The sequence below is a fragment of the Roseofilum capinflatum BLCC-M114 genome (assembly GCF_030068505.1).
Classification (GTDB): Bacteria; Cyanobacteriota; Cyanobacteriia; order Cyanobacteriales; family Desertifilaceae; genus Roseofilum; species Roseofilum capinflatum.
The window spans coordinates 47,157-69,408 of the sequence record NZ_JAQOSO010000096.1 but is presented as its reverse complement, the minus strand read 5'-3'; the positions used below and the strand labels follow the sequence as shown (position 1 = coordinate 69,408).

At 46.3% G+C, this 22,252-nt stretch carries 20 protein-coding genes and 1 tRNA gene; 15 read left to right on the top strand and 6 right to left on the bottom strand.

What is annotated here, in order from left to right:
- Positions 1–190: 190 nt before the first annotated feature.
- Together PMG25_RS18470 and PMG25_RS18465 are read right to left on the bottom strand one after the other, a co-directional pair.
- A tRNA-Ser gene (locus tag PMG25_RS18470) sits at positions 191–279 on the bottom strand.
- A gap of 64 nt (positions 280–343) precedes the next feature.
- A complete protein-coding gene (locus PMG25_RS18465) occupies positions 344–1,483 on the bottom strand; it encodes a patatin-like phospholipase family protein (RefSeq protein WP_283768366.1) in 1,140 nt (379 codons plus the stop codon).
- A gap of 198 nt (positions 1,484–1,681) precedes the next feature.
- On the opposite strand from PMG25_RS18465, the gene PMG25_RS18460 reads away from it, so the two are divergent.
- Together PMG25_RS18460 and PMG25_RS18455 are read left to right on the top strand one after the other, a co-directional pair.
- Positions 1,682–2,563 (top strand): hypothetical protein, encoded by an 882-nt coding sequence (locus tag PMG25_RS18460; protein WP_283768365.1) that lies wholly within the window; start codon positions 1,682–1,684, stop codon positions 2,561–2,563.
- 135 nt (positions 2,564–2,698) lie between these two features.
- Positions 2,699–5,404 (top strand): AAA family ATPase, encoded by a 2,706-nt coding sequence (locus PMG25_RS18455; protein WP_283768364.1) that lies wholly within the window; start codon positions 2,699–2,701, stop codon positions 5,402–5,404.
- A 30-nt stretch (positions 5,405–5,434) separates the two neighbouring features.
- Here the strand turns inward: PMG25_RS18455 and PMG25_RS18450 are convergent, their stop codons facing one another.
- Complete coding sequence (locus PMG25_RS18450) at positions 5,435–5,866, bottom strand: heavy metal-responsive transcriptional regulator (protein ID WP_283768363.1); 432 nt, start codon at positions 5,864–5,866, stop codon at positions 5,435–5,437.
- Between the two features lie 54 nt (positions 5,867–5,920).
- Here PMG25_RS18450 and PMG25_RS18445 point away from each other — a divergent pair, with 54 nt between their 5' ends.
- Together PMG25_RS18445 and PMG25_RS18440 are read left to right on the top strand one after the other, a co-directional pair.
- Entirely contained in the window at positions 5,921–6,187 is a 267-nt protein-coding gene (locus PMG25_RS18445; protein ID WP_283768362.1) for a hypothetical protein, read from the top strand.
- Positions 6,180–6,455 carry a hypothetical protein gene (locus PMG25_RS18440; RefSeq protein ID WP_283768361.1) on the top strand — a complete coding sequence of 92 codons (276 nt, stop codon included), beginning with the start codon at positions 6,180–6,182 and terminating at the stop codon, positions 6,453–6,455. Before PMG25_RS18445 ends, PMG25_RS18440 begins: the two co-directional genes overlap by 8 nt.
- 24 nt (positions 6,456–6,479) lie before the next feature.
- Here the strand turns inward: PMG25_RS18440 and PMG25_RS18435 are convergent, their stop codons facing one another.
- Entirely contained in the window at positions 6,480–6,704 is a 225-nt protein-coding gene (locus tag PMG25_RS18435) for a DUF2949 domain-containing protein (RefSeq protein WP_283768360.1), read from the bottom strand.
- A 252-nt stretch (positions 6,705–6,956) separates the two neighbouring features.
- Between PMG25_RS18435 and PMG25_RS18430 the strand changes: the two genes are divergently transcribed.
- Positions 6,957–7,964 carry a M23 family metallopeptidase gene (locus tag PMG25_RS18430; RefSeq protein WP_283768359.1) on the top strand — a complete coding sequence of 336 codons (1,008 nt, stop codon included), beginning with the start codon at positions 6,957–6,959 and terminating at the stop codon, positions 7,962–7,964.
- 64 nt (positions 7,965–8,028) lie between these two features.
- Entirely contained in the window at positions 8,029–9,165 is a 1,137-nt protein-coding gene (locus PMG25_RS18425; protein ID WP_283768358.1) for an esterase-like activity of phytase family protein, read from the top strand.
- A 35-nt stretch (positions 9,166–9,200) separates the two neighbouring features.
- On the opposite strand, the gene def is transcribed toward PMG25_RS18425, so the two are convergent.
- Together def and PMG25_RS18415 are read right to left on the bottom strand one after the other, a co-directional pair.
- Positions 9,201–9,755 (bottom strand): peptide deformylase, encoded by a 555-nt coding sequence (gene def, locus PMG25_RS18420; protein ID WP_283768357.1) that lies wholly within the window; start codon positions 9,753–9,755, stop codon positions 9,201–9,203.
- Positions 9,756–10,301 carry a peroxiredoxin family protein gene (locus PMG25_RS18415; protein ID WP_283768356.1) on the bottom strand — a complete coding sequence of 182 codons (546 nt, stop codon included), beginning with the start codon at positions 10,299–10,301 and terminating at the stop codon, positions 9,756–9,758. It abuts the gene before it with no gap.
- A gap of 180 nt (positions 10,302–10,481) precedes the next feature.
- Here PMG25_RS18415 and PMG25_RS18410 point away from each other — a divergent pair, with 180 nt between their 5' ends.
- The 9 genes from PMG25_RS18410 (at position 10,482) to cbiQ (ending at position 22,244) form a co-directional block, all read left to right on the top strand.
- Positions 10,482–11,933, top strand: a complete 1,452-nt coding sequence (locus PMG25_RS18410) for a polysaccharide deacetylase family protein (RefSeq protein WP_283768355.1) — start codon at positions 10,482–10,484, stop codon at positions 11,931–11,933.
- A gap of 157 nt (positions 11,934–12,090) precedes the next feature.
- Positions 12,091–13,383: a glutamate-5-semialdehyde dehydrogenase gene (locus tag PMG25_RS18405; protein ID WP_283768354.1), complete on the top strand. Its 1,293-nt coding sequence runs from the start codon at positions 12,091–12,093 to the stop codon at positions 13,381–13,383.
- A 140-nt stretch (positions 13,384–13,523) separates the two neighbouring features.
- Positions 13,524–14,360, top strand: coding sequence for an ABC transporter permease (locus PMG25_RS18400; RefSeq protein WP_347178880.1), 837 nt, complete (start codon positions 13,524–13,526; stop codon positions 14,358–14,360).
- Between the two features lie 553 nt (positions 14,361–14,913).
- Positions 14,914–16,575, top strand: a complete 1,662-nt coding sequence (locus PMG25_RS18395; protein ID WP_283768352.1) for a hypothetical protein — start codon at positions 14,914–14,916, stop codon at positions 16,573–16,575.
- A gap of 19 nt (positions 16,576–16,594) precedes the next feature.
- Positions 16,595–19,705: an alpha-mannosidase gene (locus PMG25_RS18390; protein ID WP_283768351.1), complete on the top strand. Its 3,111-nt coding sequence runs from the start codon at positions 16,595–16,597 to the stop codon at positions 19,703–19,705.
- A 138-nt stretch (positions 19,706–19,843) separates the two neighbouring features.
- Positions 19,844–20,125, top strand: a complete 282-nt coding sequence (gene rbp, locus PMG25_RS18385) for an RNA-binding regulator (RefSeq protein ID WP_283768350.1) — start codon at positions 19,844–19,846, stop codon at positions 20,123–20,125.
- A gap of 281 nt (positions 20,126–20,406) precedes the next feature.
- Positions 20,407–20,691 (top strand): RNA-binding regulator, encoded by a 285-nt coding sequence (rbp, locus tag PMG25_RS18380; protein ID WP_283768349.1) that lies wholly within the window; start codon positions 20,407–20,409, stop codon positions 20,689–20,691.
- A 130-nt stretch (positions 20,692–20,821) separates the two neighbouring features.
- Positions 20,822–21,103, top strand: coding sequence for an RNA-binding regulator (gene rbp, locus PMG25_RS18375; RefSeq protein ID WP_283768348.1), 282 nt, complete (start codon positions 20,822–20,824; stop codon positions 21,101–21,103).
- 364 nt (positions 21,104–21,467) lie between these two features.
- Entirely contained in the window at positions 21,468–22,244 is a 777-nt protein-coding gene (cbiQ, locus tag PMG25_RS18370; RefSeq protein ID WP_283768347.1) for a cobalt ECF transporter T component CbiQ, read from the top strand.
- Positions 22,245–22,252: the final 8 nt, after the last annotated feature.

The window sequence follows — 22,252 nt, the reverse complement described above, 5'->3', positions numbered from 1 at the left end:
CGGCTGTCGCCGACATGAAACGCTTCGCGATAAAACTCCGTTTCGCTTCGCGATCGCGGGCTGTCACTCTTGGAAATTCGTTAGAATTTCCAAGAGTGACAGAGGAGGGTTAAGTAGATTTTGGTAGGGTACTTAGGTGTTACCGCCTTCCTAGCGCCAGAATCCCTTGACAGGACTCGGATATGAGAAACGGAGAGAGAGGGATTTGAACCCTCGGAAGGTGCTAACACCTTCAACAGATTAGCAATCTGCCGCTTTCGACCACTCAGCCACCTCTCCAAGGTAAGCATTACCTATGATAACAAACTTAGCCCAGATGGGCAAGGGGATCGAGAGACTTTTTTCAGCAAAATCCTCGCGCTATCAGATGCTCTTGCCAGTTCCACTGGTGGAGGAAAAAGTCTTTGGTATGTTGGTATCCTAAGCGATAGAGTTGGACTTTTTTAGCTGAACTGAGGGAAAACTCGGTGGTAGTCACGTTGGCATCGGTGACATCAATATTGATTACCCGCCCTTGATCGCCCTGGCGCAGATGGTATCGGTCTCTGGCATTGGCCATGGCTCGCATGGAGGCGGTAAATAGGTCAAGGGCGTTGTTAATTTCGGGAGGGTTCAGGGTTTGATCGATTAAGCGAAAGCCGAAGGTGGGCCATTTTGGAGGGTTAAGGGGATCGCCAGAAGGACGATCATAAATCCACAGGGGAAAGTTACTGAGCAAACCGCCATCGAGAATATAGGCTTTACCGAGTTTTTCCGGTTTGAAGAATAGGGGAATACTCGAAGATAAGCGCACGGCTTCAGCAATGCTGAAGTCTTCATGATGGTTGATATGATGCTGTTCTAGCATGGCCTTGCGCTGGGTTTGTTGTTCTGAGTTGAGTCGATCGCCATTAGGATTGAGGTCGTCGGGTAGGACAAGCATTTCGCAGTGGGTAATATTAGAGACGACCACCTTCAATTCCCGTTGAGGATCGAGGCGTTTAACATCGGCAAAGGTCTGAATTCCGGTTTGTTTAATCGTTTTCGCGATCCACTGGCGGAAAGGATCGGAGTCATATTGACCGAGTTGTTGGGTGAATAATAAGGACAAAATCATCCATAAGGGGGCTTTCAGGTCGTTGCTAGGGTCGCCGTTGAAAATAAAGGGGCTGGTTTTTTGCGATAGGATGCGATCGTAGTCGATGGTACTGAGGATGTCTTCGAGTTCATCGATCGCAAAATTCGCAGCGAGGAAGGCTGCGGTTAATGAACCGGCAGAGGTTCCGGCCAGTTTTTTCCAGCGAATGCCCAAATCTTCACAGCAGCGCAAGGCTCCTAAGAGGGCGATCCCCCGCACTCCTCCTCCCTCAAAGATCGCATCGGCATAATAATAACCCTCTATGGGCTTGGGAAAACGTCTCCAAATCTCTGCTTTTTGTTCTTCTGTGAGTCGGAGTCCTGTCTCGTCTAGCAGTTGGGGATTAATTTTCGTATATGATGCCATGTTCACCCTCGGAGATCACGGTTGTAGATGGTGCTGTAGGAATTGTAGACTGCGATCGCTTACAGTCTATCCTTAAAACCTTAATTATCATAACTCCGTTCTGCCCGGTTGTTGCTTCATCATTGCTTCTAGTCATATGATTGACGCATAGAGGGCAGAGGATTCACAATAAAGACAGTATTTAACCAGGAGTTAAAGATGGCCGATTCCATTATTAAGTTGCTCGACGAATTACCGGCAGATAACTTAACGGTCAAGATGCTCAATTCTCTGGATTTTATAGTCCCTGGAGAGTGGGATAATCTGGTCGGTTGTGACCATACCATTGAAGTGGTGACCGGGGAAACTGACGGCGATCGCATTCGCGCCATCCGCAACCGGGCGATCGAGCTGTATAACAATAAAAGTAATGGCTATCAAAGCGCCATTTGGTTCTACCAAACCATCGATAATGCAGACCGGGCACTGGGAGCGGCTGCTCTAGCCAATAAAGTGGGCGAAAAAATTGGATTATTGGGATTTTTAAATAAGCTAACCCCCAAAGCCGATACCACCCAATCCGTGGATTTATGCTTAAAATTAGTCGTAGAATTAATTGCCTACAGCAAGTTAAACGGTCTAGATGTTCTCAAACCCAGAGAATTTGTCACGGAACTCACTGAACATTATCAAGGGTCTTCCCTCATGCGGATGGCTACCCTCGTCTCCGTCGATGGATTACTTCCTCTAGGCCCAGATTTCTTACAAAAAGTTCACGGTACTTTAGATACTCAAGGTAGAAGTGCCTTTCAAGGCAACCCCGCCTTTTCTGCCATTTCTGGGTTTATTCCTGGGGATGACAAATTTGGCTTTATTACCAATACGTTTAACGCCGTCGAAGGATGGATGAATAGTTTGGTGGGTTCTGTTGGCTTAACCCCCCAAGGTGTTTATGAACATATCGGCGGATTTATTGAATTTTCCGATGATAGTTTAGATTTTGTGGCGGCATTTATTGACCAAGCAACCGACTACTATCGCCATACCGGAATTCAAACCGTTGCTCGTAAATTATTCCTGGATGCAGCACAAGAGATTTGATGCAATTCTGCTCCCCTTCTCCTGCGGGAGAAGGCTTGCCCTGAGCGAAGCCGAAGGGGGCTGGGGGATGAGGGGCAGCGATTACATAACTCATTTAGGTTGGCTACATTACCCAACTTCACGGATTAACATTCCATGGAAATTTTATCGATTAGCCTAAAAAACTTTAAGTCCCACGCCGATCTATATCTAGAGTTTGAACCCGGAAGTAATGCCATTTGTGGCGAAAATGGTGCAGGAAAAACTTCTATTTTAGAAGCGATTGCTTGGGTGATGTTTAACTCTTGTGAGTATCAACGAGAAGACTTAATTCGCAAGGGAAGTAAAAGCGCCCAAGCCACAGTGCAATTTATTTCTAATCAAGATGGTAGAACTTATCAGGTCAAACGCTGCACTCGGCGCGGATATGAGCTTTACGATCCGCAGATTGACAGTAAACTCGACCCGACTAAAGTTAATGATGTGGTGTTATGGTTACAAGAACACTTAGGAATTCCTAAAGATGTGGATTTAGCCAAAGTGTTTTCAGATGCAATTGGGATTCCTCAAGGAACGTTTACTGTTGATTTCCTGAAAAAGCCAGGCGATCGCAAAGCTGTATTTGATCCGATTTTACGAGTTGAAGAATATAAAAAAGCTCAGGAAAAATCGAGAGAGTTAGAACGATTTGCAGAACAGGAAGTTACAACTTGTACTCAACATTTAGAACGCTTTGATGTACAATTAGAAGATTGGCAAGCGCTGCAAGATCGCCATGAAGAATTTAACGCAGGAATAGAGAAGGGGGAAGTAGAAAAAAAGGCGGTCGTTGAGAAACTCAATACCCTAGAGCAGCGCCAAGAGAAGTTTAAGCAACATCAGCAACAGGTGGAAGAATGCACTCGCGCTCTACAAGGGTTAGAGGCAGAGTATCAACGAGTGAATCAAGAGTGTTATCATCGAGAAAAAGCCTATCATCAAGCCCAAGAGAGTGCCCAAAAGTGTGATGATAATAAAGCCAGTTATCTCGCCTATGAACGAGCGGAAGGTGAGTTAAGGGAACTGGGAAAAAGTCGGCAAAGTCAACAGCAACTGTTGCGGGAGAAAGAGCAACAGGGGCAAAGTTGCCAACGGTTGCAGCATCAATTGACAAAATTGGAGATGCAACGGGAAAGTTGTCAGGTTGCAGAACGGAAGATTGAACAGTTAGCGCCTGGGGTAGAAGAGCAAAATAGCTTAGAAGAGAAACAGCAAATCTTGCACACTCAACTGCAAGCTGTGCAAGATTGGAGGCGGGAACAGGAACGCACGGAGCAACAGTTATATGAGTGTTTAGAGCGGTTAAATGAGGTAAAACAAGAGGCCGATCGCTTGCAAGCCTTAGAACCCTCTGTGGCGCAAATTCCCCAGCTAGAGGAGCAGTTACAAAAGTATCAAGGTCAACTCAGTAGGGTGGCAGCCGCCCAGCAGTTTGCCCAGGAGATTGATACGTTAATTGATTTGGGGGAACAGCAGCGATCCTATTATCAGCAACTCCAGCCCCTGTTACCCTCCCTAGAGCCACAGGTACAAACCCTGATTACTTCCGGGAAACGTTGCCAAGATCGGAGTTTAGAGCGCCTCGATCAGATGGCTTCTGACTTAAATCAACAGGTGAGCGAACAGGAATTAACGGCAACTTGTGAGGATTTAAGAGGGCAATTGGAACTGGCTTATCAATGTCGGGCGGAATTGAAAAATCTGCCCAGTCAGCGTAAACAAGAAGCCCAATTGAAGCAGGAGGGGCAGGAGTTGCGATCGCGCTTAATTGCCTTAGAGGAGAAAATTGAGGGGGAAGAGGCGCTCAGTGGGGAGTTAAAGGAAATTGGCGATCGCCTGCAACAGCTTGCTAACCCTAAAGGGCAACGTCAGCTTTTAGAGCAACAACTAGCCAGCGCCCCGAATATAGCCCAGGAATGGCAGCAGTTGACGGAGCAACACCAAGCGATTCAGCACTCTCTAGACGCTCTCAATGAGCAACTCAGCACTTTTGAAACGCTTGAAGCGCAAATAAGCAAGGTAGAGCAACTTAAACAGGAGCATTCTTCCGGTTATTTGCTCTACGTTCAATCTGAAAAAGAAGCTCAAACCTTGGAAGAACGACAACAGTCCCTTGAGAAAATTAGCGCTAAACGGGCACAATTAGAAACGGAAAAACAGCAAAAACAAGCCGAATTAGATCGCCTGAGTTCTACTTATAGTTTAGCAGAAATTCAACAGGTCGATCAAGACCTTCAGAACTTAAACAATCGCTTGGCACAATTGGAAGCAACGCTCTCATTCCAACGACAACAGTTAACGGAAATTTGTCAATCTTTAGTTAAAAAGGGAGAAATTGCTAAAAAACGAGAGCAAACTTTAGTGGAACTACAAAAAGCCCAACGTAACTGGCAATTTGTTAAAGATGCTCGTTTTTTCTTTAATCAAGCTTCTCCCCGAATTACGAAGTTTTATTTGGCGGAAATTTCCCAAGAGGCGGATACAATTTTTCGGGAATTGATGAACCGGCAAAATGTGGCCCTGGAATGGACAGAAGACTATGATATTGTGGTGCAAGAAGATGGCCACAAGCGCAATTTTAAGAGTTTATCCGGTGGGGAGCAAATGTGTGCGGCGTTGGCAGTGAGATTGGCAATTTTACGGACGTTATCAGATTTAGATATTGCCTTTTTTGATGAACCGACGACGAATATGGATCGCCCGCGTCGCCAACTGTTGGCGGAGGCAATTGGAAATTTAAAGTCGTTCCGGCAATTGTTTGTGATTAGCCATGATGATACGTTTGAGAATATGTCGAATTTAATCCATATTCAGCGATCTTGAAACGCCCCGGATTCCTGATTCTATTCTAATTTAATCAGATTTGGGATGAGATTGTTGGATAATGGGGCAAATAACAAGGTCTTCTAAGTTATCTACATCAGGAGGATCTTGAATTAAATCAAGTAATTCTTGTTTTAATTGCTTTAATTCGGCAATTCGATGGTCAATATCGGCAATTTTGAGATTGATATTGTGGCGTACTTGTTCGCAGGGGAGTTGACCGCGATCGTGAATGTGTAAAATTTGCTTAATTTCTTGCAGGCTGAAACCGAGTTGTTGCGATCGCCGGATAAAAGCTAACCGAGATAATACCTGGGGCGAAAATAGGCGAAATCCCCCTTGGGTGCGATCGACCGACTCAATTAATCCCAACTGTTCATAATAGCGAATCGTCTTAATGGGAACGCCGCTTTGGGCTTTCACTTGTCCGATCAATAAGCGTTCAGATTGGGATGACAACATAGGATTTACCTTAATTCCCTTGACTCTCCCCTTGACTAGAGAGTTTACCATAGCATGGAGATGCCGAACCTCAATGCCATGACTTTTCCTCTGCTTGCCCATGCTGGACATTCCCATAACCGCCCCCCTGTGGAACCTGAACCCAATGCGAAAGAAGAGATCCAACCCTCTCCTACTCCCGTAATGGTGCATCAAGAAATCGCCCCTGGGATACATACCCCTCCTGCCTATCCCATGCTCGATGTGGGAACATTCATGGTATTTGCTTTAGTGGCCACACCTATTGTATTAATTACAGCGAAAAACAAGATGAATGAATAGAATCTATATCCGTCGTTTGCACTTTTGGTTAGCACCGATTATGGTGTTTCCCATTCTGCTGACCTTAATCACTGGATCGCTGTTTCAAGTTGCAGTGGTTACTGGAAAAGCTAATGATTTTTTGTGGTTGCTCGAATTCCATCGCGGTCACTTTGGCAGGATTAACCTAGAACTGATTTATCCTTTTCTCAATGCCTTCGGATTACTTCTCTTAGCCAGTAGTGGTATCCTGATGTGGTTTCAATCTCGTCCCCGTAGAAGAGGATAAGCCAGAATGAGGAGCAGAGATCCCTTAGACTTGCGAAAACAGCCAATCATAGATTTTGTCGAGTTGCTCTAACGTAATCAATCCATACTGCCATAGGGTCATCGGCAACAGACTCGGATTACTATCATGGTGGCGCAACGCTAGGCGAATGGAGGTAGCTGGCAGTTCTAGATCCCGTTGCAAGAATTGAATCATCGGTTGGAGGGTGGTGGTGGGAGTAAACATGATGCTTAAGGAAATACAACTCATTTATCGATAATCCTATCTTCGCCAATGAACCAGCATTTGCCCGTGACAGGATCGACACTGATCCTGTGAGATTGGAGATGATGCACAGGTGATGTTAATAAACCCTAGGACGTGATAGAGATCATAATTGAGGCACTCAAAGTTCCAGATTTCCCGGATCGGTGAGATAGGCCCTAGCAAGATCCGATAACATAAGTCTTTAATCCGAGACTGAGGCACTGCTTTTGATCGAGAGTTCTTGGGAGTAAATAGATGATCACACAACGTATCCGCTTGGCTGTATTGGGATTGGCGATCGCCCTTATTCCCCTTGCTCGCGTCCTTATTCCTCAACAGGCATCCATTGCTCAGAGCTGGAATTGGCGATCGTCTTCCAGTGAGGTTTGTAACTTAAACAGCCGATTTATTTTTATCCAAAATACCCAAGATAACGATATAGCAAACATTAGCCGCCTCACCGGAATTCCCAACAATCAGATCAAAGTGTGCCATTTATTTCAAGAGTCAGGCAGCCAACTGGAAACGGTAGAAGGCGTACAAGCACTGACTTATAGGATGAGTATGGCTTCTATTGTGCCCAGATTGAGGAACCAAGGATATCAAGTCTTTTCCCATTTTGCCATTAATTCCAGTGGCGTGATTCCAAGCACTGGAAACTTCTCTGCCGCTCGGTTACCCAGCCGACGCTTTCCCCAACCCTCCCTAGAAAGACCGAATCCATGGGAAAATCGGACAGAAAATCCCACAGAGAATTCCCCCCAAAACAGCAATGCCGAGGATCATCGCGCTTGGGTTTCTCCCCCTCCTATCCAGGAACCTCGCCCAAACACCTGGCTCTATCCCCTACAAAATGCTCGTATTTCCTCCGGTTATGGATGGCGTACTACCCGCAGATGGGGTCGAGAACTCCATGCCGGGGTTGATTTTGTGGCCCCCATGGGAAGTCCAGTCAGGGCTGTAGCCGATGGCAAAGTCGCGTTTGCTAACGAATCTGCTGGAGAAGGAGGGTTAACCATCACGTTATTACATGCTGATGGTACGCGCACCCTTTATGGCCATCTGTCTAGAATTTTAGTGCGTGAAGGAATGCAAGTTCGCCAGGGAGATACGATTGGTTTAGTCGGCAGTACCGGACAATCAACAGGCCCTCACCTACATTTTGAAGTTTATCCCCCTGGAGTTTATGGACAACCGGTTGATCCTTGCAGTGCAGAATATTTGAATTGTAGTAATGTGGCTTCTAGGGGGAATGGGGAATAGTTCAGACAATCGGTTAAGATGCCTTTATTGATGATTTATTGATGATTGAATGGTCTGGGTGTGGATGAAACGCTTCTTAGTTCCCCGGTTTCTGTTAAGTATCTGTCTGGTTGGGTTGCTTACTGCTTGTAGTCTTCCTCAAGTGAGTGCCCAAGAGCGGTTGTTTTTGCCCTTGTCTTTGGAATGGGTAGGAGAAGTTAGCCTACCGAAAAGGGAGTTTGAGGGCACAACGGTGGGAGGATTATCGGCGATCGCCTACGATCGAGGTCGCAATCAACTGTATGCCCTTTCCGATGACCGCAGTTTTCACGGCCCAGCTCGCTTTTATACGTTTAATCTCTCCCTCGACCCCTTTCAAGTCGATTTAGAAGCAGTTACCCCCTTAAAAACCCCCGAAGGTACGCTTTATCCAGAAAATACCCTCGATCCAGAAGGACTGGCCATCACTCCCAACCAAAGCGTTTTAATTGCCAGTGAAGGTATTGCCGATCAAGAGATTCCCCCTGCGATCGCCGAATACGACCTTCAAACTGGACAATGGTTAAATCAGCTCCCCATTCCTCGGCGCTATATCCCCGATGCTCCAGAAGAGGAGCAAGAAAAAGGAGTACAAAATAACTTAGGATTTGAATCTTTAACCACGAACCCCATCGGCCCCGTGCCCACAACAGGCGAACCCCTACGGGTCTTTGTCGCCACAGAAGCGGCCTTAACCCAAGACCAAGATCCAGAAGCCAAAGAATTCCTCAATAGTCGAATTCGGTGGATGCATTATCTCCTCAGTGAAGGGCCCCCTCTGCTAGTTTCTGAACACCTGTATGAACTCGATCCCCCTGAATCTAAGATCCTATCCCAAGGTTTAACAGAGATTTTGGCCCTAGATGAACCGGGACATTTTCTCACCCTAGAGCGATCTTTTGGTTTATCGGGTTTTCAGGTCAAGCTCTTCCAAGCAGTAACTGGAGCAGCCACCGATATATCCAATATTCAATCTCTCAAAGGTAACCTGGGCGAATTAAAAGCCATTCGCAAACAATTCCTTTTCGATTTAGATCGGTTAGGGATTACCCTGGATAACTTGGAAGGGATGACATTTGGCCCCCATTTTCCCGACGGGAGTCAGAGTTTAATTTTGGTTAGTGATGATAATTTTAATTCCCATCAACAAACTCAATTTCTTTTATTTCGTCTGCTGAGTTGATAGTCTTGAAGATGAAGCGATGATTACCCATCATCCTAGGGTGGGCAGGAGGAGGGGTTGACAGTCCCCACAATTTGTCGGTAGTATTCCGATTCACTCATTAAATCTTGGGTACTTTCCACGCGATCGATAAAGAGTTTCCCCTCTAGATGATCCCATTCATGTTGGATAATGCGAGCCACAAAATCAGTAAAGATCCGGTGCTGACGTTGGCCAGTTGCATCAATATATTCAACTTCAATTTCTGTAAATCGGGGCACTAATCCTCGGATTCCGGGGACACTAAGACAGCCTTCCCATCCTTTGATTTGGGTATCAGAATGGCTGATAATCTGTGGATTAATCAGTGGGGTCGGTTCCATCACTGGAGCATGGGGATAGCGGAGATTAGGGCGAGAGGCAACAATGAGTAAACGGTAAGATTGTCCGACTTGGGGAGCGGCAATGCCGACTCCGTTACTGGTTTCTGTGGTCGTAATTAATTGATTAATAAGTTGTTGAATCTGCGGATCTTCTGGGTTGGCAATGGGTTGGGCAAGGGTTCGCAGAAGGGGATGACCGAGTTGGTAAATGTTTAAATGTTCTGTCATCTAAAATGGGTTATCTAAAACGGTGAGCAAGGTTTGAATCTCTGCATTGGGGTGAAGAAAAGAGAAGAGGTGTTTATAACGCAAAATTCCCCGGTTATCGAGGACAAATTGGGCAGGTAGGGGTGCGCCCAAGGCTTGACCGACGGCATAGGCGCGGAACGTGATACAGTCGGGATCGCAGAGCAGGGGCATTTTCAAGCCTAAATCTTGAACCACGATTTCGCTCTGTTGTGCATCGGTACTGGTGATTAATAGCACTTCTGCGCCCCGCTCTGTAAACGCTTCATACTGTTCATTCAGTTTTTTAATATGGGGAAAGCAGAGGGGGCAGTATTGTTTCTCCGTGAAAATGCGGGTAAAAGCGATAATCACCGGTTTTTGATCGCGATACTCGGACAGGCGCACCGTTCCCCCCTGGGTGATATTGGGCAATTGAAAATCAGGGGGTTTTACTCCCACGTCCCAAGGACTGGTTGCAGGAATAGGGAAGAAATTCTTGGCAAAGCGTTGATTGAGTAAACCGCGAAAGTCTGTGGAAGTAACCATGGGGGCTAATAGGTGAGAGTTCTCAAGGTGGCAATTATAGTCGGTAATACTATTTTATCCCATCGTTTGCACCAATAATTTTGGGAATACCAAAAGAATCCTCTTTTTCGGGTCATGGCTGATAAGCTATAGATCAAAGACTGAGCAAATTTTAAGTCAAAATTCCGCTATCTAAACCCCATGACTCTAACCCCCTTACCTCCTATCTGTGGCTCTGAAGCAGAAATCACGGCCCTTGTCCAAGAACAAACGCCCGTCTATCGCTCTGCATCCACCTGGAAGATCGACCAGATTAACGCCGCCTTTGCTTGTGCCTTGCATATGCATCAACCCACCATTCCTGCGGGTAAAAATGGGGCATTAATTAGCAATTTACACTATATGTTTGACCATCCCCAAGAAGGCGATAATCACAATGCTGCTCCCTTTGCTTGGTGTTATCAACGCATGGGAGAATTTATCCCCAATTTGGTTAACCAAGGCTGCGATCCGCGCATCATGTTGGATTATTCGGGGAACCTCCTTTGGGGATTAGAACAAATGGGGCGCGAGGATATTCTAGGGTCGCTGAAAATTTTGACCCAATCCCCTTATTCTGATTGTGTGGAATGGTTGGGAACGATGTGGAGTCATGCGGTTGTTCCCTCTACACCTATTCCTGATATTAAATTGCATATTGTGGCGTGGCAACATCAATTTAGGGCAATTTTTGGTACAGAGGCGCTCAAGCGAGTTAAGGGGTTTTCACCGCCGGAAATGCATCTGCCTAACCATCCGGATACCCTGTATGAATATATTAAAGCCTTGAAAGAATGTGGGTATCGTTGGTTGTTGGTACAGGAAAGTTCAGTTGAACACTTAGACGGTAGTCCCTTAACCCAGGATGATAAATATGTACCCAATAGTTTGATTGCCCGCAATTCCCAAGGACAAGAAATCCGGATTACGGCTTTGATTAAAACCCAAGGTTCAGATACAAAATTGGTCGCGCAAATGCAACCCTATCATGAAGCCAAAACGCGCTCTAGACAAATGTTGGGTAAAGTTGATGTTCCGAGTTGTGTCACCCAAATTGCTGATGGTGAAAATGGAGGCGTAATGATGAATGAATATCCTCGTGATTTTATTCCGGTTTGGGAGGAGATTAAAGGTAATGGCCGAGATAAGGATGGAGTTGTTGGTTTAAATGGGACGGAATATTTAGAGTTGTTGGATAATGCTGGAGTAAACTCCGATGATTATCCCCAGTGTCAGGCGGTTCAGCAGCATAAGATTTGGCAAATGGTGGGAGATGAGGTGACTCCAGAGAAGGTGCAAACGGTATTAAGTGAATTAAAGAAAACTGATCCCCAGTTCGATCTCGATGGAGCATCTTGGACGAATGATATTAGTTGGGTGCAAGGTTATGAAAATGTCTTAGAACCGATGCATCATTTAAGTGCGTTGTTTCATCAAAAATATGATGATGTTGTCGCACAAGATCTAACTGTGACTCAACAGGAAGAGTATCAAGAGGCGCTGCTTTATGTTTTGCTGCTGGAAACCAGTTGTTTTCGCTATTGGGGACAGGGGACTTGGACTGATTATGCGCGAGGATTGTATGAGCGGGGGATGGAGCGGTTGAACTCTTAAAGTCTACGGCTTATGGGTAATGGGGATTGGTGAAAAGTTATAGCGGTGTGGTAAACTCTGGGGAATACTGGCTTCTGCTTTCAGGCAGAGATTAAGATAAAGTCTGGAAAAACAACCTTTGCTGCCGATCGGGAAAACTGTTAATTTTTAATGACTTATGGCTTCTCCTACATTAATTGAACTGGCCCAAAAGACGCGACAAGGAGCGCGTCAGTTAGCTGGCTTAACTACAGAAGAGAAAAATCAGGCGATTGAGGCGATCGCCCAATCCTTGGAACAGGCTACACCGGAAATTGTAGCCGCAAACCAAGCCGACTGTGAAGCTGCAACTGCCGCAGGGATTGCAAAACCGCTTTATCATCGCCTGAAATTGGATGAAACGAAGCTAAAAGGCAATATTGCTGGGGTGCGGGATGTGCAAAAGTTACCCGATCCGGTGGGTACGGTACAAATCCATCGGGAGCTAGATGAAGGTTTGATTCTGAAACGGATTAGTTGTCCGTTAGGGGTTTTGGGTGTGATTTTTGAGGCGCGTCCGGAAGCGGCGATCCAGATTTCTACTCTGGCGATTAAGTCGGGAAATGGGGTAATTCTCAAGGGTGGAAAGGAGGCGCTACGGTCTTGTGAGGCGATTGTAAAGGCGATTCGGCAAGGGTTGTCAAAAACGGCGGTGAGTCCGGATGTGGTGCAACTTTTGACCAGCCGTGAGGAGACGGTGGCGCTGTTGAAGTTAGATCAATATGTGGATCTGATTATTCCTAGGGGTTCTAATTCGTTTGTGCGTTTTGTGCAGGAGAATACGAATATTCCGGTGTTGGGTCATGCTGATGGTGTTTGTCACCTGTATCTGGATGAATCTGCGGATAGAGAAAAGGCGATCGCCATCACGGTCGATGCAAAAACTCAATATCCGGCTGCCTGTAACGCCATCGAAACCCTATTAGTTCATCGCTCCTGCGCTCCCCAGATTCTTCCCCCCGTCGCCCAAGCGCTACAGGAAAAAGGGGTGAAATTACTGGGAGATGAGTCCACTGTTGAATTGTTAGGTATTCCCGCAGCTACAGAAGCAGATTGGTCTACAGAATATAGCGATCTGATTTTAGCGATAAAACAGGTGGACTCTCTAGAGGAAGCGGTGAATCATATTAACACTTATGGATCGAAGCATACGGATGCGATCGCCACTGAAAACCCAGAAGCGGCGCAATTCTTCCTGAATCAAGTCGATGCTGCGGGTGTTTACCATAACTGTTCCACCCGCTTTGCCGACGGATTCCGCTACGGATTTGGTGCAGAAGTCGGCATCAGTACCCAACAAATGCCCCCACGGGGCCCGGTAGGATTAGAAGGGTTAATCACCTATAAATATCAGGTCACCGGTAACGGTCATATTTCTGCCACCTACTCCGGAGCCAATGCCAAACCCTTTACCCACAAGGATCTAGGGTAGGGAGATAGGGAGGATGGGGAAGATGGGGAAGATCAACTCTTGCCTTTTGCCTTTTGCCTTTTGCCTTTTGCCTATTCCCTATTCCCCATTCCCCATTCCCCATTCCCCATTCCCCATTCCCCATTCCCCATTCCCCTCCCATGACGCAATCGATTCAACCGCCTGAAGAAACTGTAATCCCTGACTCCTTGGGGTCGAAATCTAAATTTTCCTTTTCCTGGCAAATTGGGTTTACCCTGGTTATGTTTGGGTTTATGTATCTGCCCATTGCCGTCTTAGCCTTTTATAGTTTTAACCAATCTGCCTATAGTGCCAATTGGAAAGGGTTTACCTTGGATTGGTATGTGAAGCTGTTCTCGGATGGGAGAATTCTTTCCTCTTTGCAAAATAGCTTAATTGTAGCCTTTTGTGCGGTAGGCATTTCGGCGGTTTTGGGGACTCTGATGGCGGTGGGGTTAGCGAAATATCAGTTTCGGGGGAAATCCCTGTATCTGGGAGTCTCCTATTTACCTCTGATTATCCCTGATATTGCGATCGCCGTTGCCACCCTTGTATTCCTTGCCGTCTTTGCCATTCCCCTCAATCTTTGGACAATTGTCGCCGCCCATATTGTCTTTTGCCTCGCCTATATTGCCCTCGTCGTCTCCACCCGACTGGCAGATTTAGACCCGCATCTAGAAGAAGCCGCTCTAGACTTAGGAGCAACGCCATTTAATGCCTTTATTCAAGTCCTCTTACCCCAATTAATTCCTGGTATCGTCTCCGGTTGCCTCCTCGCATTTGTCCTCAGTATGGATGATTTCCTGATTGCCAGTTTCACGGCTGGCAGTGGCTTCAACACCCTGCCCATGGAAATCTTCAGCCGCATCAGAACCGGCGTAAAACCCGATATTAACGCCCTGAGTGTGATCCTGATTATCATGTCCGGATTAGTGGCATTTCTGGGTGAATTTTGGCGCTATAAGAGCGAGAAATAAATGGGATTTAGGGGTGTTCTGACAGAAGCGGATCAGAGCAACCATGTCCAGCCAGAGTATCGAGCGCTTTTGGTTACCGAAGAATTGGGTTTAAAGCCCCGTCCTTTAAGGACGGCTTTGTGTTAAGATGTAAGAGGTTTGAATTCCCTGAGTGGGCGGTAGTAAAATAGCTTAGGCTTGAACCCTTGAACTCAAAAGTCAGCACAAGAGACAAAAAAGTAGGGTAGCGAAAACCTCGTAAAACATAGCGCAGTAAGTCTTCAAAAAGACTGAATGAAAACCCATAAGAGTTTTTGTCACAAGACAGGTAGGGTAGGGCAGACCCGAACCTCTCCTAAAATGGAGAAACGCTTGGAGAGTGAACCACTAAAGGACATCTAGATAACAAGTGATATTCTAGCAAGTTCGGTTCAGATATAATCGTGTAAGACCTAAGTAGAGGTGACTTGAAAGGGCTGTGATTAGCTCAAGAATCCCCGTACCTTTAGGTCGGGGAGTGTCAAAATAGCCATAACTGTTTCGTTTTCTCCCTGTTGAAGGGTTCCGGCTGACTATGGTGACTAAACAGGAGTGTAGCCCACTCCAACTTCTCAGAGAGCATCTCCAAAAAACACTCAATAGCAAACTCCCCTATGGTGGGCAAGCGTTTCGGGTTCAATGTTTACTACAAAAAGGCAGTTTAATGGTTTTAGCCCAACATAGGGCTAAAATTCAACCCGATGTTGAACAGATCGTTGTCCAACTGCAAGAGGATATACAGAACTATCGGCCCTGGCTCAGTCACCAGGGACGGATTTTTGTGCGGGTTGCTGGGGAAAAACGGCCTTACTTTTCGCGATCGTTTAAGCTTGAGGAGCAAAGTGCGGCTCAATCCTTGCCAGAAGGGACACCTACTCGTTCCCAGTCTCTTCCCCCAACTCAAGAGTCCTCCCGTTTATCGATGTGGGTTTGGGGAATTGGGGGACTGTTAGGGCTGATGGTGGCTGGAGGGATCATGTATATGATGACTCGTCCTTGTGCGATCGCCACTTGTGTTCCCCTCGAAACCGCCCAACGTCTGCGCCAAGTCGCCGTGCAAACTTCAGAAACTACGGATGATCCCCAAAGATTAATACAAGCACAGCAACAGTTAGAACAGGCGATCGGCCAAGCCCAACGTATTCCCGTTTGGTCTCCCTATTTTCAACAGGCTCAAGACTTTCTGCGCGTCAATGAACAGCGCTTTGATAACCTCAATCATATCGTCACCGCCTTTTCCCAAGCCACCGAAGCAGCTCAACTGAGCCTTAACCCCCCCCACCCTCTAGAGACTTGGCAAACGGTCGAGAACCTTTGGCAGGGAGCTATTCACAATTTAGAAGAAGCGTTGAGTGCCCAGGCCCTTTATCCCTTAGTCAACATTAAGCTCAAAGAATATCAACAAAATTTAGAAGCGATCCAAAACCGTATCCAAGTCGAACAGCAAGCGAACCAAAACTTAGAACGGGCGAAACAAGCCGCCGATCTGGCCAAAACTCGTCAAGGAATTGCCCAATCCTTAGAAAATTGGCAACAAGCCTATGCCAGTTGGGAAACGGCCATTAATGGCTTAAGAAATATTCCCCAAGGAACTCAAGCCCAGGTCGAAGCAAGTCAACTGTTGGATGTCTATAAAACTCAGTTTCAAGCCAGCCGAGAACGACTCTTAAAAGAAGAAATTGCCAGCGAAACCTATAATCAAGCGTTAACCTTAGCCGATAAAGCAAAGGACTTTGAACAAAACCAAGAACTCGCCCTAGCTGTGGGTCATTGGAGTCAAGCCTTAAAGTATTTACAACAAGTGCCCAGGGATAGTTTTTATTATAGTAAAGCATCTCCTCTGGTGAGTGCTTATCAAGGGTCGTTACAAGTAGCCGAGAACAAGCTTCAGCAAGCCAATCGTTTGGAACAAGCTCGAAATGATTTGAATCAAACTTGTGCCGGGTTACCGAAAATTTGTGAATATACGGTGAGTGAAAATTTATTGAAAGTTACCCTAACTGCGGATTATGTGACTACGGTTCGCCAAACCCTGATTCAGGCGAGAGGAAGTGGAGATTTAACCACGTTTACTTCTGTGGATGAGCATGTGGAAAGTGTGCAAAATGCTTTGGAAAGTATTAGTCAAACGGCGGGTATTGCTTTGGAGTTATACGATCCGGAAGGGAAACTGATGGGGACTCATGTTCCCAATTAATTTAATTTTTGATTAAATCATGGATTTTGCTTTATTTCAACAAACGCTGGATCGGCTGCGATCGCTCACTTGCCTGGATCTACAATCCCAATGGTTATGTTGTGCTGAGGATTTACCGGTGGAACGGGGGATTAATCCCGATGTTTGGTCGTCCTGGAGTCCAGTGCAAATCAATGCAAAAGGGCATGTGGCTTGGGAAAAGGGGCAGGTTTTCTGGTTCGGCCAACGATTTACAGTTCCTCCACGGTTGCAAGGGTATCCCCTAGAGGGATTATGCCTGAGATGGAGCCTAATGTGGTGGGCGGAAGTGGCGCAGGTCTTTGTGAATGGGAATTGTGTCCAGGAGGGGGATCTGTTTGATTGCGCCACTCGGATTTTATTGAGTCCGGAAGTGACCCCTGGAATAGAGTTTAATTTGGCTGTGCGCTTAGTTAGTCCGGGTCACGATCCGGGGGCTATGGTGCGGAGTTTAGCCCTGGTTGAGGGGCAAATAGGTCACGATCCAGGGTTTATTGCCGATGAGCTGGAATGCTTGCGCTTATGTGGCGCGAATGACCCGGTTTTTTTGCAGGGGTTGATGGGGGCAATTGCCCAGTTCGACGGGTCTCAGGTGAGCGATCGCCTGGAATTCAATCGCCAGTTAGAAATTTTAGGCGATCGGCTGTTGTCTCTCAATCTTCCCCCAACTCCGCAGATTTTCCTCCTGAGCCATGCTCATCTCGATTTAGCCTGGTTATGGCCGGTCTCTGAAACCTGGGAAGCAGCCGAGCGCACGTTTACCTCCGTGTTGCAATTGCAAGAAGAATTTCCCCAACTTACGTTTGGCCATTCTACCCCGGCTTTATATGCTTGGCTCGAAGAACATCAGCCCCATTTATTTGCAGCCATTCAAAATCGGGTACGGGAGGGGAGATGGGAAATTATTGCTGGATTGTGGGTAGAACCGGAATTTAATTTAGTCAGTGGCGAATCAATTATTCGTCAAGTGTTGTATGGACAACGTTATGTTCGCGATCGCTTGGGAGTTTTGAACCGGGTGGCTTGGTTGCCCGATAGTTTTGGATTTTGTTGGCAATTGCCCCAAATTTTTAAGTTAGGAAAAATCGATTATTTTGTGACTCAAAAGCTGCGTTGGAATGATACGACTGAGTTTCCCCATGAGGTGTTTTGGTGGCAAGGTTTGGATGGAACTCAGATATTAAGCCTGATGTCTGCCCCCATTGGCGAAGGGATTGATTTGGTGAAGTTAACCGGTTATGCCATGGAAGCCAAAGAGAGGACGGGAAAGGCGCAAGTGCTGGGTTTACCAGGGGTTGGGGATCATGGAGGGGGGCCGAGTCGGGATATGTTGGAGGTTGGGGAGCGATCGCAGCACTCTCGTTTTTTTCCCCGTCTTCAGTTTACGACCGCTCATGCCTATTTAGATCGTTTAGCTCAGGAGAAAAATTATCCCGTTTGGGACGATGAACTCTATTTGCAGTTTCATCGAGGCTGTTATACTACCCACGCCGATCAAAAATATTATAATCGCCGATGTGAGCGGTTGTTATATCAGGCAGAACTCTGGTCAAGTTGTGCGAGTTTGTTAGCTGGCTATGAGTATCCGCAAGCTCAGTTAGAGCAGGCATGGAAAGCGGTTTTATTTAATCAATTTCATGATATTTTACCGGGTTCTTCCATTCCGGAAGTGTTTCGAGACGCTAATCAGAGCTGGAGGAAAGTTATTGAGACAACAGAAAAGATCGTGCAGCAGGCTTGGCAGGCGATCGCCAGTCAAATTGTTCTCCCGGAACCCCCCCAGTTTCCAGCGCAACCGATGCTAATTTTTAATTCTCTCAATTGGTCGCGTTCTGAGGTGGTTTCTGTTGCTCTTCCGGATGGATTTTTGTCCGCTCAAGTTTGGGATGCAGACGGGAGAGAGTTAACCAGTCAAGTTGAGGGAAATTCTATCTATTTTTGGGTTTCTGATGTTCCTTCAGTAGGCTATCAACTGGTTTGGTTAGTCCCCAGTTCTGAGCCAGTGGACTCGGTTGAGTTTCCTCCCCAGTTCATCCTGGAGAATGATGGGCTGAGAGTTGAAATCGATCCCCAAACGGGGGATATCCTAGAGTTGCGCGATCGCCCCAACCATCGCTCTGTTCTTAGGGGATTGGGCAATCAACTGCAAGGATTTGGCGATCGCGGGCAATATTGGGATGCTTGGAATATCGATCCAGAATATGAAAAGCATTGTTTACCACCAACAGAGTTAGAGTCTATTACCTGGATTGCCTATGGCGAACTGTTAAAAACAATTCAAGTCGTTCGCCGGTTGCGAGACTCGATATTGACTCAAAACTACACCCTATTAGCCCATCAAAATCAACTCAGAATCACCAGTCACGTGGATTGGCAAGACCGTCATACCCTATTAAAAGTGAGTTTTCCATTCCAGTTACACGCTGATTTTATTACCTATGAAATTCCCTGTGGTGCAATTCGCCGCTCTACCCGTTTCCAGACTCAGGAAGAACAGGCTAAATGGGAAGTCCCAGCACTCAATTGGGCTGATTTAACGGATGAGAAGCAAGAGTATGGGGTGAGTCTGTTAACCGATTATAAATCTGGGTACGATCCTCACCCCAATCAATTGCGATTAAGTTTATTGCGTGGCTCAACTTGGCCCGATCCAGAGGCAGATTTCGGAGACCATGAATTTCAGTATGCTCTCTATCCCCATGCCGGAAGTTGGGAAGCAGCAGGAACGGTCAAACGGGGATATGAATTGAACAGTCCTTTGTCCGTTTATCCCGGCCCTGTATCTAAAGGATCTCAGACAGGAGATTTGGGGGTGAAATCGAGTTTTTTAGAGTTCTCGGCTGAAGGGTTCATTTTGACGGCTTTTAAGAGGGCGGAGGACAACCCGCACAATTGGATTATCCGAGGTTATGAGTGCCAAGGAAAAAGGGAGATCCTGACTAGGAAGAATAACTTAGGTCTCGATGAGGGAAACTGGGTGAATTTATTAGAAGAAGAGGAGCTAAAGCCGCCTTTAGAGATTAACCCTTGGGAAATTCTGACCCTGAAGTTATGGAACCCTGCCCCAGAGGAAGGCGATCGCCCATCGGAAGCATCAGAAAAATTAATATGATTCAGAATTGTTACCCTATGCTAAACTAAGGGGTGAAGACTAAAATCGGTAGATGACTTGGTTCACTTTAATTGGCTTGAAGGGTAAGAGTGTCTCCGAATCCAAACTTCGATACGCTATTGATTCTAGAGTGAGTTCATGACTGTATATATTGGTAACCTTTCTTTTCAGGCCGAAGAAGATGATCTTAAGGAGATCTTTCAAGACTATGGCACAGTGACCAAGGTTTTTCTGCCAACTGACCGGGACACAGGGAAGAAGCGGGGTTTTGCCTTTGTAGATATGAGTTCGGAAGACGAAGAGCAACAGGCCATAGAAACCCTGGATGGAGCAGAATGGATGGGGAGAGTGATTAAAGTCAATAAGGCTAAACCCCGTGAACCCCGTCGTGATAACCGCAGTCGAGGAGCTTCTCGCTAAGTCCCTCACCTGATGTGGGGGATGTTTACCTTGATTCAGGAAGAACAGAGAAGGGAAAGGCGATCGCCGAAAACAGGTGAGTCTTGGATCGGGAAGGTCGCCAATCCAATTTTGGCCAAAAGCAGGAGCCAAAAAGAATCTAAAGAGATCGGCAATATCAGCCCTAGTCTGTGCTAAACTGTCTACTGAAGGCTAAAATCGGTAGATCACTGTGTTTGTGTTAATGCTTGGCGTATCTCCGAATAAAAACTTCTGCACCTAATTGATTCCGGAGGTATCGCGTGTCCGTTTATATTGGAAATTTATCCTACAACTTAGAAGAAGATGATGTGAGGGAAGTCTTTGCTGAATATGGCAGTGTAACGCGGGTGAGTTTACCCATCGATCGTGAAACTGGACGTAAGCGTGGCTTTGGCTTTGTGGAAATGCAAACTGAGGCTGAAGAAGAGAAAGCCATTGATGAACTCGATGGAGCTGAATGGATGGAGCGGGTTTTGAAAGTGAATAAAGCCAAACCCCGTGAAAACCGGTCAAACAACCGGGGATTTTCTCGCTCACGCAACTAAGACGCAACATCAAAAATAAAGGATTCAGACAGAACAACATTGGACTTCGCAACTGAATCCTTTGTGACTCAAACCCTATGATACTCAGTCAATTCATAGGGTTACCTGCAATTGATTCTAGAGGTAATTCATGACTATTTATATCGGTAATTTATCCTATGATGCCACAGAAGAAGATCTGAGAACGGTGTTTACCGACTACGGTTCCGTCAAGCGTGTTACTTTACCAACTGACCGGGAAACGGGACGCATTAGGGGATTTGGCTTTGTAGACATGGAAGATGAATCGGATGAACAAAGTGCCATTTCTACCCTGGATGGGGCAGAATGGATGGGTCGCCAGATTAAAGTCAATAAAGCAAAACCCCGTGAAGATAGACGGGAAAAATTTTCTCGCTCGCGGAACTACTAAAAGACCGGTAGGAGTTGACATCTTCCCTGAGATTAAATTTTAATCTGAAATTGAAGCGCAGATTAGCCTAAAGCCAATCCGAACAGGGCTTAGGATATAGAGAAAAACGTTCAGGCACAGAAAGCACGGAGACTAAATCTTAGTGTTATTTGTGTCTTTTTTAAGGCCTTTTCTTAAGGATTTGATATACAGCGCTTCGCGCTGTTATGGTGTACAGTCTTAAAGGCTCAAAGCCATGTACCACAACCCTATTCCCTATTCCCTTCCCCCCTTGGGGGGACACAGGGGGGGGTTCCCTATTCCCTAGCGCGTTCATGTCCGCGAAGCGGAAAGCGCTATAAGGTTTCTGGAGTGCCAATTTCCTATGAAATTAGAACTGGATACTTACGCAGATCTCAACTCTCCTATACATCGTTGGGAACCTCGATGTAAGTTAATTGGATTAATGGGCTTAATTTTTTCTTTCTCAGGGATTCAATCTTTAGTCTTGTTACCAGTAATGTTGGCAATTACCTGGATTTTATACATGATATCTCAGTTACCCTGGTCTTTTTTGCGCCAACGTTTGCGCTATCCGGGCTGGTTTTTGTTAGGAATTGTCATTTTTTTACCCTTTATCGCTGGGGAGACAGTGCTGTGGGAATGGGGCCTGGTTTCATTGCGTTTGGAGGGATGTTTGGCCGTTGTTTTAATTAGTGTGCGTTTTGTTTGTATTTTGGTGGTGGCGCTGATTTTGTTTGGTACAGCGCCATTTTTGACGATGATTAAGGCGATGGGGCAATTGGGTTTGCCGTTGGTTTTGGGGGATATGATGCTTCTGAGCTATCGTTACTTAACGGAGTTTGGCGATCGCCTGAAAACCTTGAAAATGGCTTCTCGGTTGCGGGGGTTTGATGGGAAGCACTTGAGTTGGCGACAGATTCAAACCTTAGCCGCTTTAATGGGAACCCTGTTGGTGAGAACCTATGAACAGTCTGAGAGAGTCTATCAAGCCATGCGTTTGCGTGGCTATGGCCACAGTCGTGGCATGTTAACATATAGCTTATCGATGAATCCCCTAGATCGCATAGCGACGATCGGAGTGCTGGGAATTGCTCTAGGGTTGGCGATCGCCCAAATCATGCTTAACTTGCAATCCTAGCTCTTCCT

Coding starts and splice junctions, on each gene's coding strand:
- PMG25_RS18465 (WP_283768366.1), bottom strand. CDS start 1,483: ATGGCATCATATACGAAAATTAATCCCCAACTGCTAGACGAGACAGGA.
- PMG25_RS18460 (WP_283768365.1), top strand. CDS start 1,682: ATGGCCGATTCCATTATTAAGTTGCTCGACGAATTACCGGCAGATAAC.
- PMG25_RS18455 (WP_283768364.1), top strand. CDS start 2,699: ATGGAAATTTTATCGATTAGCCTAAAAAACTTTAAGTCCCACGCCGAT.
- PMG25_RS18450 (WP_283768363.1), bottom strand. CDS start 5,866: ATGTTGTCATCCCAATCTGAACGCTTATTGATCGGACAAGTGAAAGCC.
- PMG25_RS18445 (WP_283768362.1), top strand. CDS start 5,921: ATGGAGATGCCGAACCTCAATGCCATGACTTTTCCTCTGCTTGCCCAT.
- PMG25_RS18440 (WP_283768361.1), top strand. CDS start 6,180: ATGAATAGAATCTATATCCGTCGTTTGCACTTTTGGTTAGCACCGATT.
- PMG25_RS18435 (WP_283768360.1), bottom strand. CDS start 6,704: ATGAGTTGTATTTCCTTAAGCATCATGTTTACTCCCACCACCACCCTC.
- PMG25_RS18430 (WP_283768359.1), top strand. CDS start 6,957: ATGATCACACAACGTATCCGCTTGGCTGTATTGGGATTGGCGATCGCC.
- PMG25_RS18425 (WP_283768358.1), top strand. CDS start 8,029: ATGAAACGCTTCTTAGTTCCCCGGTTTCTGTTAAGTATCTGTCTGGTT.
- def (WP_283768357.1), bottom strand. CDS start 9,755: ATGACAGAACATTTAAACATTTACCAACTCGGTCATCCCCTTCTGCGA.
- PMG25_RS18415 (WP_283768356.1), bottom strand. CDS start 10,301: ATGGTTACTTCCACAGACTTTCGCGGTTTACTCAATCAACGCTTTGCC.
- PMG25_RS18410 (WP_283768355.1), top strand. CDS start 10,482: ATGACTCTAACCCCCTTACCTCCTATCTGTGGCTCTGAAGCAGAAATC.
- PMG25_RS18405 (WP_283768354.1), top strand. CDS start 12,091: ATGGCTTCTCCTACATTAATTGAACTGGCCCAAAAGACGCGACAAGGA.
- PMG25_RS18400 (WP_347178880.1), top strand. CDS start 13,524: ATGACGCAATCGATTCAACCGCCTGAAGAAACTGTAATCCCTGACTCC.
- PMG25_RS18395 (WP_283768352.1), top strand. CDS start 14,914: ATGGTGACTAAACAGGAGTGTAGCCCACTCCAACTTCTCAGAGAGCAT.
- PMG25_RS18390 (WP_283768351.1), top strand. CDS start 16,595: ATGGATTTTGCTTTATTTCAACAAACGCTGGATCGGCTGCGATCGCTC.
- rbp (WP_283768350.1), top strand. CDS start 19,844: ATGACTGTATATATTGGTAACCTTTCTTTTCAGGCCGAAGAAGATGAT.
- rbp (WP_283768348.1), top strand. CDS start 20,822: ATGACTATTTATATCGGTAATTTATCCTATGATGCCACAGAAGAAGAT.
- cbiQ (WP_283768347.1), top strand. CDS start 21,468: ATGAAATTAGAACTGGATACTTACGCAGATCTCAACTCTCCTATACAT.